This window comes from Vibrio sp. 1249-1 (genome assembly GCF_033340495.1).
Map to the genome: position 1 here is coordinate 342,386 of NZ_JAWOWJ010000001.1, position 12,719 is coordinate 355,104.

13 protein-coding genes are annotated in these 12,719 nt (G+C 43.8%); 5 read left to right on the top strand and 8 right to left on the bottom strand.

Annotation, left to right across the window (positions count from 1 at the left end; genetic code table 11):
- Nucleotides 1-39 precede the first annotated feature (39 nt).
- The gene (phaC, locus tag R7Z50_RS01630; protein WP_005373548.1) at nucleotides 40-1,815 is read left to right on the top strand and encodes a class I poly(R)-hydroxyalkanoic acid synthase; all 1,776 of its coding nucleotides are present in this window, start codon (nucleotides 40-42) and stop codon (nucleotides 1,813-1,815) included.
- A 170-nt stretch (nucleotides 1,816-1,985) separates the two neighbouring features.
- Here the strand turns inward: phaC and R7Z50_RS01635 are convergent, their stop codons facing one another.
- The 6 genes from R7Z50_RS01635 to napF all read right to left on the bottom strand — a co-directional run bounded on the left by R7Z50_RS01635 (nucleotide 1,986) and on the right by napF (nucleotide 6,600).
- The gene (locus tag R7Z50_RS01635; protein WP_005373546.1) at nucleotides 1,986-2,120 is read right to left on the bottom strand and encodes a TIGR02808 family protein; all 135 of its coding nucleotides are present in this window, start codon (nucleotides 2,118-2,120) and stop codon (nucleotides 1,986-1,988) included.
- Nucleotides 2,121-2,131: 11 nt separating this feature from the next.
- On the bottom strand, nucleotides 2,132-2,710 hold the full coding sequence (locus tag R7Z50_RS01640) for a NapC/NirT family cytochrome c (RefSeq protein ID WP_005373542.1): 579 nt from the start codon (nucleotides 2,708-2,710) through the stop codon (nucleotides 2,132-2,134).
- Nucleotides 2,711-2,738: 28 nt separating this feature from the next.
- Nucleotides 2,739-3,194, bottom strand: coding sequence for a nitrate reductase cytochrome c-type subunit (locus tag R7Z50_RS01645; RefSeq protein WP_005389061.1), 456 nt, complete (start codon nucleotides 3,192-3,194; stop codon nucleotides 2,739-2,741).
- Between the two features lie 78 nt (nucleotides 3,195-3,272).
- Nucleotides 3,273-5,762: a periplasmic nitrate reductase subunit alpha gene (gene napA, locus R7Z50_RS01650; RefSeq protein WP_005389060.1), complete on the bottom strand. Its 2,490-nt coding sequence runs from the start codon at nucleotides 5,760-5,762 to the stop codon at nucleotides 3,273-3,275.
- On the bottom strand, nucleotides 5,759-6,067 hold the full coding sequence (locus tag R7Z50_RS01655) for a chaperone NapD (RefSeq protein ID WP_005373535.1): 309 nt from the start codon (nucleotides 6,065-6,067) through the stop codon (nucleotides 5,759-5,761). The genes napA and R7Z50_RS01655 overlap by 4 nt, the downstream gene beginning before the upstream one ends.
- A gap of 47 nt (nucleotides 6,068-6,114) precedes the next feature.
- On the bottom strand, nucleotides 6,115-6,600 hold the full coding sequence (napF, locus tag R7Z50_RS01660; protein ID WP_005373529.1) for a ferredoxin-type protein NapF: 486 nt from the start codon (nucleotides 6,598-6,600) through the stop codon (nucleotides 6,115-6,117).
- A 247-nt stretch (nucleotides 6,601-6,847) separates the two neighbouring features.
- Between napF and narQ the strand changes: the two genes are divergently transcribed.
- A complete protein-coding gene (gene narQ / locus R7Z50_RS01665; RefSeq protein WP_025998659.1) occupies nucleotides 6,848-8,584 on the top strand; it encodes a nitrate/nitrite two-component system sensor histidine kinase NarQ in 1,737 nt (578 codons plus the stop codon).
- Nucleotides 8,585-8,588: 4 nt separating this feature from the next.
- Entirely contained in the window at nucleotides 8,589-9,203 is a 615-nt protein-coding gene (locus R7Z50_RS01670; RefSeq protein ID WP_031777156.1) for a response regulator, read from the top strand.
- Between the two features lie 91 nt (nucleotides 9,204-9,294).
- Here the strand turns inward: R7Z50_RS01670 and R7Z50_RS01675 are convergent, their stop codons facing one another.
- Complete coding sequence (locus R7Z50_RS01675) at nucleotides 9,295-9,468, bottom strand: hypothetical protein (RefSeq protein WP_005373524.1); 174 nt, start codon at nucleotides 9,466-9,468, stop codon at nucleotides 9,295-9,297.
- Nucleotides 9,469-9,729: 261 nt separating this feature from the next.
- Here R7Z50_RS01675 and R7Z50_RS01680 point away from each other — a divergent pair, with 261 nt between their 5' ends.
- Nucleotides 9,730-10,593: a DUF6279 family lipoprotein gene (locus R7Z50_RS01680; RefSeq protein ID WP_182015841.1), complete on the top strand. Its 864-nt coding sequence runs from the start codon at nucleotides 9,730-9,732 to the stop codon at nucleotides 10,591-10,593.
- A gap of 170 nt (nucleotides 10,594-10,763) precedes the next feature.
- Nucleotides 10,764-11,993, top strand: coding sequence for a peptidase T (gene pepT, locus R7Z50_RS01685; RefSeq protein WP_213903245.1), 1,230 nt, complete (start codon nucleotides 10,764-10,766; stop codon nucleotides 11,991-11,993).
- Between the two features lie 82 nt (nucleotides 11,994-12,075).
- Here the strand turns inward: pepT and R7Z50_RS01690 are convergent, their stop codons facing one another.
- Nucleotides 12,076-12,540, bottom strand: coding sequence for a dCMP deaminase family protein (locus tag R7Z50_RS01690; protein WP_005373515.1), 465 nt, complete (start codon nucleotides 12,538-12,540; stop codon nucleotides 12,076-12,078).
- Nucleotides 12,541-12,719: the final 179 nt, after the last annotated feature.

The window sequence follows — 12,719 nt, forward strand, 5'->3', positions numbered from 1 at the left end:
TTGGGCGGCGTTGTTTTTTCCGAATATAGGAGTAAGACTATGTTTCAACACTTCTTTTCGGACTATCTTGTGAAGCTTCAGGAAACCAATCATCAGTGGTGGCATGATTTCGAAGTGAACAAGGCAGTCGTGAACTCTCCTTTAAACAAGGCCATGCAAGAAGTGAACTTTGAGGATACTGCCAAACTGTTCGAACAAGCTGCGAATCAGCCTGCTGCGATTTTAAAGCTGCAAGCACAGTGGTGGGAACAGCAGCTGCAAATTTGGCAGAATGTTGCATTGGCAGGGAACCAAGCACAAATCGTCGAAGCTGAAAAAGGGGATAAGCGTTTCTCAAACGAAGCGTGGCAAAATGAAGCCATGTATAGCTTCATCAAACAATCCTACCTTTTATTTAGTAAGACCTATCTGGACACCATCGAGTCTTTGGAAGGCTTAGATGAAAAGACGAAAGAACGTATTATTTTTTTCTCTCGCCAAGCCATTAACGCCCTTTCTCCTTCCAACTTCATCGCCACTAACCCAGAGCTTTTGAAGCTGACACTTGAGCAAAGCGGTCAAAACTTACTGGCAGGCTTAGAACAGTTGAAAGAAGACGTTGAGTCGAGCGCAGACATTTTAAAAATTCGTATGACGAATAACAATGCATTCCGCGTGGGCGATGACGTTGCGACGACACAGGGCAATGTGGTTTTTCAAAACGAATTGTTTGAGTTGATTCAATATCGACCTCTAACAGAGAAAGTGAATGCGACGCCGCTGCTCATCGTCCCACCTTTCATCAATAAATACTACATCCTTGATTTAACAGCAAAGAACTCAATGGTTCGATGGTTGTTAGAGCAGGGGCACAGTGTATTTATGATGTCTTGGCGTAACCCAGGCAAGGCTCAAGCGCACATAGAGTTTGGTGACTACGTGACAGAAGGCGTGGTGAAAGCCGTCGCTGCGATTGAAGATATAACAGGACAAGAGCAAATCAATGCGGCTGGTTATTGTATTGGTGGTACTGTTTTAGCAAGCACGGTTGCGTACTACGCTGCAAAACGTATGAAGAAGCGCATCAAGTCTGCCACTTTCTTCACCACGTTGCTCGACTTCTCTCAACCAGGTGAAGTCGGCGCGTATATCAATGACACCATTGTTAGTGCAATTGAAGCGCAAAATAACGCAAAAGGGTATATGGACGGCCGTTCCTTAAGCGTGACGTTTAGTTTACTGCGTGAAAACAGCTTGTACTGGAACTACTACGTAGACAACTACTTGAAAGGCAATAGCCCAGTCGATTTTGACTTGTTGTACTGGAATAGTGACAGCACCAACGTCAGCGCTGCATCTCACAATTTCTTGCTTCGCGAGCTCTATTTAGAGAACAAGCTAGTGCAAGATAAAGGCGTCAAAATTGGTGGAGTGTGGATTGATCTAAATAAGATCAAAATTCCTAGCTATTTTGTGTCAACGAAAGAAGACCATATTGCGTTATGGCAGGGAACTTACCGTGGTGCGCTGAACACGGGTGGCAACAAAACATTTGTCCTCGGTGAGTCTGGTCATATTGCGGGCATCGTGAACCCTCCAGCTAAAAATAAGTATGGTTATTGGTTGAACGATAATTTGGATGACTCTGCTGATGAGTGGTTGAATAACGCGGAACACAAAGAGGGATCGTGGTGGACACACTGGAACGAGTGGTTACTCCAATTCAACCCTAAAGAGCAAGTTGAGCCTTTCCCTATTGGCTCAGAAAACCATCCGGTTATTGATGAAGCGCCAGGACAATACGTCAAACAGGTTCTGCCAGTAAAAGAATCTTAAATAACTCCCTATAGCAGTAAATCTTAGCGGCCTTTATGGTCGCTTTTTTTATGTATGATTGCTTGTTTATTGTTGGCAAGTACCATTGAGCAATAAATAAAAAGCGCCGAGCATTTGCTCGGCGCTCAGTGTCAACAAATAGGCTAGTTGACGAGTAGAGATGCGTTACGTTACACCTCTTTATCCTTACCAAATGACAGCAGCCAGAGAGAGATTGCTGCTACCGCCACAAAGCCGGAAAGAATAATCACTGGCATAGCACTGTAGCCAAGGATATGCCAAATTACAGATTCTAATGTACTCATGGTAAGTCTCCTTAGTGCCAGCCTTCAACGCCGCTCATGTCTGGTAGTTTGTGCGCAATACCTTTGTGACAGTCTACACATGTTTTCTCGCCTGAAGCGAGAGCGGTGGAGTGTTGTTCTGCCGCACGTGATCCTTGCTGAGAGTAATCCATGAAATCAAACTCATGACAGTTACGACATTCAAGAGAGTCATTCTTCTTCATACGTGCCCACTCTCGCTCTGCGAGGTGGCCACGACGCTCTTGGAACTTCTCTGGCGTATCGATCGTCTTCGTTACGAAGTGTGCAAATAGCTCTTTAGATGCCTGTACTTTACGAACGATCTTATCCGTCCATTCATGAGGAACGTGACAGTCTGAACAAATCGCACGAACACCAGATCGGTTGGAGTAGTGAATTGTTTCTTGAATTTCAGCAACGATCGGCGCGTGACAGCCAGAACAGAATTCTTCTGTGTTGGTTGCTTCCATACCTGTGTTGAATGCGCCCCAAAATAGAAGGCCACCAGCGAAGCCTAGAAATAAAACCACACCAGCGGCAGCTTTACTCGGGCTCGACAGTCTCTTCCAAAACGCTTTAAGTATTTTCATAAGTAACCTCTTAGTACTCGCGTTTCAATTACTGAAGCGAATCGACTGCCTTAAACTCGTTTTCCACTAGTGGTTTTGCATCCGTTTGTGGAACGTGACATTGCAAACAGAAGTAACGACGTGGAGACATATCTGCCAGTACCGCATCTTCTCTGTTTACATAGTGCGTTACGCTAATTTTAGTCGCACCTGACTCTTTTGCATTTTTCCAGCTATGGCATGCAAGACACTTGTTAGCATTTAACGAAATTTCGTAGTGACGAATACTGTGTGGGATCAACGGTGGTTGATAAACATAGCTGTCTTCAACAATTTGATCTTTAGGGAAGTCTTTGAACTCGTCTGCTGGACGCGTATCTTCCAATTGAGACATTCCACGTAAAGATTCTAGACCACCAATACCACCAGGATTATCCAACTCAGCTTGCGCAATGCCTGTCACTAACGCACCTACAGATAAAACTGCGACAAGTAATTTTTTCATCATTTCATCTCCGCCTTTATGGCTTAAATTCTTTATTAGGCCGCCATAATGACGGCCGTAGCATTCAGTATCTGAAGGTTAAGCAATCTTAGTGATTTTGACTGGGCACTTCTTAAAGTCTGTCTGTTTAGACAGTGGATCAGTCGCATCTAGGATAAGCTTGTTAATCAAAATACGTGCATCAAAGAACGGTACGAATACCAAGCCTTTTGGCGGACGGTTACGACCGCGAGTTTCAACACGAACGCGTACTTCACCGCGTTTGTTTGCCATGAGTACTTCTTCACCACGACGAACATTGCGTGCTTTTGCGTCTTCTGGGTGCATGTAACACACTGCGTCTGGTACTGCTTTGTATAATTCAGGTACACGACGAGTCATGGTGCCTGTGTGCCAATGCTCAAGAACACGACCAGTACATAACCACATATCAAATTCATCGTTCGGTACTTCTGGTGGCGCTTCGTATGGCGCGGAAATGATCTTCGCTTTGCCATCAGCATTGCCGTAGAAGTCCCAACCAGAACCTTCTTTCGCGTATGGGTCTGAACCTTCTTTAAAGCGCCACTGTGTTTCCTTACCATCAACAACAGGCCAACGTAGACCACGTACTTGGTGGTAGCGGTCGTATGGAGCCAAATCATGACCGTGACCACGGCCAAATGTTGCGTATTCCTCAAACAGACCTTTTTGAACATAGAAACCGAAGTGGTGAGCATCGTCATTCAGTTCACGAGCTTCTTCGATAGGGAATTTGTCGACGTTACCATTGCGGTAAAGTACGTCGTACATTGTTTTACCACGGTATTGAGGCGCTTTCGCTAGAAGCTCTTCAGGCCACACTTCTTCCATTTTGAAGCGTTTCGAGAACTCCATTAGCTGCCACAGGTCGGATTTTGCTTGACCGACTGTGCCCACTTGTTGGTACCAAGCTTGGGTACGACGCTCTGCGTTACCGTAAGCACCTTCTTTTTCAATCCACATAGCGGTAGGAAGAATAAGGTCTGCTGCTTGTGCTGTTGCTGTCGGGTATGGGTCAGACACAACGATGAAGTTTTCTGGGTTGCGGTAACCTGGAAGACGCTCTGTGTTGATGTTTGGACCGGCTTGCATGTTGTTGTTACATTGAACCCAGTAACAGTTCAGAACGCCGTCATTCAGCATACGGTCTTGCAATACGGCGTGGAAGCCAGGTTTTGGTGGAATCGTACCTTCTGGCAGTTTCCAGATGTCTTCTGCAATCTTACGGTGTTTAGGGTTAGCAACCACCATGTCCGCTGGTAGGCGGTGAGCAAACGTACCAACCTCACGAGCGGTACCACATGCTGATGGTTGGCCCGTTAGTGAGAATGGGCTGTTCCCCGGAGTCGAGATCTTACCGGTTAGTAGGTGGATGTTGTAAACCAAGTTATTCATCCATACACCACGAGTATGCTGGTTCATACCCATCGTCCATAGAGACATCACTTTCGTGTTTGGATCCGCGTATTGCTTCGCAAGCTCGATAAGCTTCTCTTTCTCAACACCAGAGATTTCAGATGCTTTTTCTACTGTGTATGGCGCTACTGATTTCTTGTACTCTTCGAATGAGATAGAAGTGAGTTTGCCAGAGTTCGGGTTCTTCGCTGCTTTTTGTAGCGGATCATCGTCACGTAGACCGTAGCCGATGTCAGTGTCTGCTTGAGTGAAGTTCGTGTGTTTGTTCACGAAGTCCCAGTTTACTGCATCGTTTTCGATGATGTAGTTTGCGATGAAGTTAGCAATTGCAAGGTCAGACTGAGGATTGAAAATGTAGCCGTGGTCTGCCAACTCAAATGAACGATGGTAGTAAGTAGAAAGCACGTTCACTTTAACGTGAGGGTGGCTTAGGCGGCGGTCAGTAATGCGAGTCCATAGAACCGGGTGCATCTCTGCCATGTTTGAGCCCCAAAGAACGAAAGCGTCTGCGTTCTCAAAGTCATCGTAACAACCCATTGGCTCATCGATACCGAATGCGCGCATGAAACCTACAACGGCAGAAGCCATACAGTGACGAGCGTTTGGATCAATGTTGTTTGATCGGAAGCCTGCTTTCATTAACTTTGACGCAGCGTAGCCTTCCATTACTGTCCATTGGCCTGAGCCAAACATACCTACGCTTGTTGGGCCTTTTTTCTCGAGGGAAGCTTTCCATTTCTCAGCCATGATGTCGAAAGCGTCATCCCAAGAGATAGGTGTAAATTCACCATCTTTGTGGAATTTGCCATCTTTCATTCGTAGCATCGGTTGAGTTAGACGGTCTTGACCGTACATGATCTTAGAAAGGAAGTAACCTTTGATGCAGTTCAGACCTTTGTTTACTGGTGCTTCTGGGTCACCCTGTGTTGCTACCACTTTGCCGTTTTGAGTGCCAACAAGAACAGAACAGCCTGTACCACAGAAACGACAAGGAGCTTTGTCCCATGTGATTTTGGTTTGATCAGAGCTTGCAATCAGGTTGGCTGCAGATGCTGGTAGTGTCACACCTGCGACAGCAGCAGCTGATGCAGCCGCGTTTGCTTTCACAAACGCACGTCTTGTCATTTTCATACTTCACCCTCGATTTGGGAATGTTGTGTTCCAGTGTCTTCTTCATCCGTTTCTTCAAGCCCAGTTTCGATTTGGTGATAAACCAATACCGTGCTTAAGACGTTCGGTAAATTATTAATGGCATCGATAGTGTCTGTGATGAAACCTTGGTTCTCAGTTTCAAGTACGACGATAATCTTGCCTTCAGGACTGTCACCATAGATTTCCGCATTTTCGTGTGCTTCTATCTTTTGTTTGATTTCGTCCAAATGTTCCGGCAGCACATGTACTACCAAACTTGAAATATGCACTTCATTTAGTGACATATAGCTCTCTCATTTATTTTTATTGCCTTTGGCCGACGACATTCGGCTTAGGCTGTTGTATTGCTCACATTGATGGATGAAGTCGGGCACACTGAAACACAGGCGCCGCAGCCGTTACACTCATCAAGGTCTAAATTGGGTTGTGCTACTTTCCCCAGTTCTAATTTGAACTGAATTGCCATCGGGTCGCACATATCCCCACAGCTTCGGCATTCGACATTTTGTTTTGCTAAGCAGTTATCGTTGATACTTGCTTTTGCTTGCCAAGGTTGTTCTGTTTCTGGCAAGAAAAGGGGCTCAGGACAGGCGTTTGCACATTGATAGCAAAATGTGCATTCATCGATGGAAAAATCGACCGAGGGGAATCCGCCATCACTTTTGGTTATAATCTTTGTTTCACAGGCCTCAATGCATTTACCGCAGCGAGTGCAATCGTCCGTAAACTGTTGCGGTTTAGTTAACCAAGGCAAACGTACGGCGTTGTCGGGGTGCGCTTTTCTTGCAAAGAGTCTTCTTCTGGAAAGGTCTACCACTTAGTCACCTCGAAACTTGGAACCCAAACTAAGCATAGTCCACAATTTTCATTAATAAACTGTCATTTAAACTAACGAAATTGTAGTTTTTGACATATTTGTATAAATACCTCTTAGGGGGTAAATGGTATGCAATATTGTTTTGGATCAATAAATTCCGTCGCAGGTGATCACATATTGATAAAGTTGAAAGGTAATGGGTTCATTGCACGTACAAATAGGATTGTTAATGGGCGAGGAACTCAGATTGTTTAAAAATGTGAAAAAGTCGGTGACGCGCACGATTGCGTCCGCAATGCTTCTTATTTTGCTGCTCTCAGTTGCTACGACTGGTTTTGCGATTTTTACGTTAGCGTCCAGTTTGAACGATGCTGAAGCCGTCAATGTTGCTGGCTCGATGCGAATGCAAAGCTACCGTCTAGCGAATGATATTCAGGTTAAATCTGTTGACTATTCTTCACATATTGACGCATTTGAAAATTCGATATATTCACCTTCAATGAAAGCGCTTCAGCATTGGTCTGTGCCAGAAGACATCACTCACGATTACTACCGTCTTATTATCAGATGGCATGAACTCAAGGCGGTGCTTAGAGGAGACAACCCGGCAGAATATCAACTCCTAGTGGCCGGTTTTGTTGAACAAATCGATGAGTTTGTATTTAAGCTGCAAAGCTTTTCGGAGCAAAAACTGATTAACTTAGCCTGGATCGGCGGGTTAGGGTTGGGTGGCATTCTTTGTGTCAGTATGTTTGTCGTTCATTTTGTGCGCCTCGAAGTTGTTCGGCCTCTGCGTGCCTTAGTTTTTGCTAGCGAGCAAATTAAAAATCGCTCATTCAATATATCGCTCAATGTATCTAGCGACAATGAAATGGGAATACTGACTCGAACCTTTAACCGGATGGCGACAGACCTTGGTAAGTTGTACCGAGGATTAGAACAAGCGGTTGATGAGAAAACACGTAAATTGCAGCATGCCAACCAGTCTTTAGAAGTGCTGTATGACTCGTCAAAAGAACTCACGGCGTCGCGTATTAATCAAGACAATTTCCAGGCGATTTTGCAGCATATCGTCAGTCTTGAGGGCATTAAAGCGGTCAAACTTGAAATCGAGCAGCTGGGAGAACCGAGCTGGATATTGATGGAAGGAGAAGAATGCTGCCAAGATTGTGATGAAGATTGCCACGGTAAAGCCCTGATGCTAGATGGTGAGCACTTGGGTTATTTATATTGGAAAGCAGGGTTACCTTGTCCGAACGAGGCTCTTATTGACAACTTCGTGCAGATTTTATCACGCGCCGTGTATTACAATCGGGCGCAGCGCCAAGCAGAACAAATTCTGCTGATGGAAGAGCGAGCCACTATTGCTCGGGAGTTGCATGATTCATTGGCTCAAGCACTCTCTTACTTAAAAATTCAGGTCGCTTTGTTGAAGAGAAGCGTAAAGAACTTGCCTGACGAAAAGGCGATCGCGCAGGCTAATCAAGTTATTGCCGAGCTAGATACGGGCTTATCTGCGGCTTATACGCAGTTACGCGAATTACTGACGACGTTTCGTCTTACGATTAAAGAGGGCAGTTTTGGCCAAGCATTGCAAGACATGGTTGAAACGCTCAGTGAACAAACTGCTGCGGACATTACGCTAAAAAATAGACTTTCATCAACTGAACTGGACGCACATCAGCAGGTTCATTTACTACAGTTGATAAGAGAAGCGGCAATTAATGCTATCAAACATGCGCAAGCAGATAATATTCACATTCAATGTCTCGATAATGATGGAAAAGTCACAGTAACCGTTAGCGACGATGGAATAGGCTTTGAACATCAAGACGAAAAATTAAATCATTACGGTATGAGTATCATGCAAGAGCGGGCCGCTAGACTGCATGCCGATCTTCACATCGAAGCATCGATAAACAAAGGTTGTACCGTAAAATTAGAATTCCAACATAGTAAGGAAGTAAACAGTGACAGTGTGTAAAGTAATGCTGGTGGATGATCATCCACTCATGCGAAGAGGTATCCACCAGCTTTTAAGCTTTGAGCCTGAGTTTGAGGTCATTGCAGAAGCAAGTAATGGCGCGGATGCAGTAGCGAAAGCGCATGAGCTGGAACTGGATCTTGTACTTCTTGATCTTAATATGAAAGGCATGTCTGGCCTTGATACTTTGCAAGCACTGCGTGCAGATGGCTGTGAAGCCAGAATTGTCATTCTAACCGTTTCGGATAGCCCAGCAGATATAGAAGCAATAGTTCGAAGTGGTGCCGATGGCTATTTATTGAAAGACACTGAGCCTGATGAGTTGGTTGAGTTGCTAAAACAAGCGCATCAAGGGGACAAGGCATACAGCCAAGAAGTTTCTAAGTATTTGAGTGAACGTTCAGAGCAAGAGGACGTGTTTGATACACTGACCGATCGTGAATCGCAGATCTTAAGAGAGGTGGCAAGAGGTTTCCGCAACAAGCAAATTGCCGATCGTCTTTTTATCTCTGAGTCTACGGTTAAAGTACATATGAAGAGTTTACTTAAAAAGCTTCAAGTTCCTTCTCGTACTGCAGCAACCGTCCTTTATCTTGAGCGCTTTGGCGACATCAAATAACATTGTTGGATTTGAATCTGTAATAATAAATAAAATCAAACAGTTATATTGATTCTGACGAATAAAAAAAACCGCCTGTTAGGCGGTTTTTTTACTTGTCTGGGCGAATAGAGTACAAGTCACTGTTGTGCTTACCACACTCCAAATAGTACTGATAAGCCACTTTTTTGCTTTCAGCAATGACTCTCATGCAGTGCATTTTCCCCTGTTCAAAATATCGAATCTCATATTCTACACTGGTATCAAGTTGCTCAGCGGCTGCCATACTTCGCCTCCATAAACCATCCAAAAAACATCCATGCAAATTATATGCCGTTATAGGGAGCGTCGTTCGGTACGTTTTTTAGCCGATAATTGCGCTCTAACTCACTTTTTTGCGGATAGCTGTGATCAAAAAGTTAATTTCAAACTCTATATATTATTAAGGTGGCAATCAATATTTGTCACACTGGTGTAAGTTTGCCGCAATACTAAGTGATACAGGTTGAGTATAGAACTTAATCAACATAAAAGGGAATACGAATAAGTGACTAAATTAAAGGGTGTATCTAATAAGGCGCTTCGTTATGGCCTTCTATTTTGTTTCGTATTTCTGCTTGCCGGTTGTGCGAAAAAGTTTTTATACAGCAATATCGATTGGTTCGTGCTCGATTACTTAGAGGACTATGTCTCGTTGCAAGGGGAGCAAAAAGTCCTAGTGGAAGAGCGTTTATTATTGTTGGCAGACTGGCACAAGAAAGAGGAGTTACCATTATATATCGAACATTTAAAAGACCTTGAGAGATTAAAAGCGAGCGATATCACCTTAAATTACTTACAACAAAATCGAGATAGAATGCGAGCGCATTACGATAGAGTGGTAAGCAAAGCAGCACCAGATCTTTTTGCGTTAAGTTTGCAGTTAACGAAAGAGCAAGAACGCGAGTTTTTGAGTAATGTACAAGAACATTATCAAGAGCGAAACGCAAAATATGCCGATAAGACAGAAGACGAAGTGCGTGAAATTATTCTGGATAACACTGAAGAGTGGATGGAAGAATGGCTAGGGAATCTATCAGGAAATCAGCGTCAATTAGCTCAAAGATTTTCTCAGCAAGTTATTTTAAACAGCCCTTTATGGAGAGATTATCGAGCCACGGTATATCAAGAGCTCGAATACTTGTTCGACAACAAATCTAATGTTGTGACTTATCAAGATATATTTATGCGACTCTTGTTCGAGCCAGAGAGTTATTATAGTGAGCAGCTTTCTCTGAATATTGATTCTAACTTTGCATTGGTTGATCAACTGACATTAGATGTTTCTCGTTCGATGACCGATAAGCAATGGCGTCATTTTCGTGAAAAGGTTAAAGAGTGGCGAGTACTGGCTGAGGAACTTTTAGATTAAATTCATGCTTCAATGAGCGAAAGCAAAGCGCAAAAGCCTTTCTTATCAAAAAATGATTCAAAGCAAATTCTTATTGAACTAAGAGCGTAACATAGCGTGAGGTTTGATGAGGCAACGTCAGCTTATCAATGCGTGATAAGGCCTCATCGTACAAAACAATGAGAATAAATATGAAACATTTAGTTGAAAGATTTCTTCGATACGTCACGTTTGATACCCAATCCAATCCACATGTGACGCTTTGCCCAAGTTCACCTGGTCAGCTTGTGTTTGCTGAGTTACTTAAAAAAGAGATGATCGAACTTGGCTTAAGTGACGTGACTTTGGATAAAAATGGCTACTTGATGGCTAAACTGCCAGCCAATATTGATTATGAGGTTCCTCCTATCGGCTTCATTGCCCATATGGATACCGCGCCGGATGCATCTGGCAAAAACGTAAAGCCGCAATTCATCGAAGATTACCAAGGTGGCGATATTGCATTAGGGTTGGGGGATGAAGTGTTATCTCCCGTGCAATACCCCGATTTACATCACCTACATGGCCACAATCTTATTACTACCGATGGCACTACATTACTTGGCGCGGATAACAAAGCCGGTATCGCAGAGATTCTTTCCGCGGTAGCTCTGCTACTGGAAAACCCAGACATTCCACACGGCGACATTTGTATCGGCTTTACTCCGGATGAAGAAATCGGTCGTGGTGCAGATTTGTTTGATGTTAAAAAATTTGGCGCGAAATGGGCATACACTATAGATGGTGGCCCGCAAGGTGAATTGGAATACGAAAACTTTAATGCAGCAAACGCTGATGTAATTTTTCATGGAGTTAGCGTTCATCCAGGTACTGCAAAAGGCAAAATGGTCAATGCGATGAACTTGGCTGCGAAATTTCAAGTTCAAATGCCCCAAGATCAAACTCCGGAAACAACCGAAGGTTACGAAGGGTTCTTCCATCTAAAATCGGCAGAAATGGGCGTTGCACGAAGCGAGCTCGGTTACATTATTAGAGACTTTGACCGTCAAAGGCTTGAGGAGCGAAAAGCCTTTATGCAGAAACTCGTCGATGAAATGAACACGGGTTTACGCCATGGTTCTGTAGAACTAAAAATAAAAGACAGCTATTACAATATGAGAGAAATGGTTGAGCCTTACCCTCATATCATTGAGCTGGCAAAGCAAGCGATGGAAGCGTGTGATGTGGAACCGATTATAAAACCTATTCGTGGTGGTACAGATGGTGCTCGTTTATCTTTTATGGGTTTGCCGTGCCCGAATATCTTCACCGGTGGTTTTAACTTCCACGGAATTCATGAGTTTATTTCTGTTGAAATGATGGAAAAATCAGTACTCGTTATTGTCAAAATTGCTGAGCTCACAGCGAAAAAACACAGTTAAAAGACTACGTCGAGACCTCTTGCAGATTTAATAACAAAATAGCCCAGATCTTCCTGGGCTATTTAAATATTAAGATGGAATACTAGCGCACGTCTTTGTCTTCAATTTCAATGTCTTCTAGTGGTAACCAGTCGACTTTCACACCCGCTTGATCGAACATATCTTGACTGACTTGGATTTTATCTCCCCAGCGAGATAAAAAGTCTTCAGACTGCTCAGGGCAGTGTACGTGTGAGATCCCTGTTTGAATGATCTTTGCCGCGCAGTTAGGGCAAGGAAAATGCGTTACCCAAATATCACATCCGTCTAAGTCACGTTTTGAGAACAAAATTGCGTTCTCTTCCGCGTGCAGTGTTTTAAGGTATTTCAACTCGCGCTCATCGGTGTCGACACTGTCAGAAACACCATGTGGATAGCCATTAAATCCAACAGATACAATGCGATTCTGTTTAGTAATAACGGCACCGACTTGTGTTGATGGGTCCTTACTCCAAGACGCCACTAGTTCTGCCATCTGGTAAAAGCGTTTCGCCCATTTAGAAATCATAGTCATCCTCTCTGTCGAAGGCGTTGAATTAATTGAATGATAACCCATTTACATTAAAAAAATAGTCAAAATCGGGGTCTTGAGTATGAAGGCGTCACTTTTTACCTTTTTAGCCACAAAACGTTCTTATCTTGAGCACTGAATCTCACTTTACGCCCGAATACAATACTCCCGTTAGT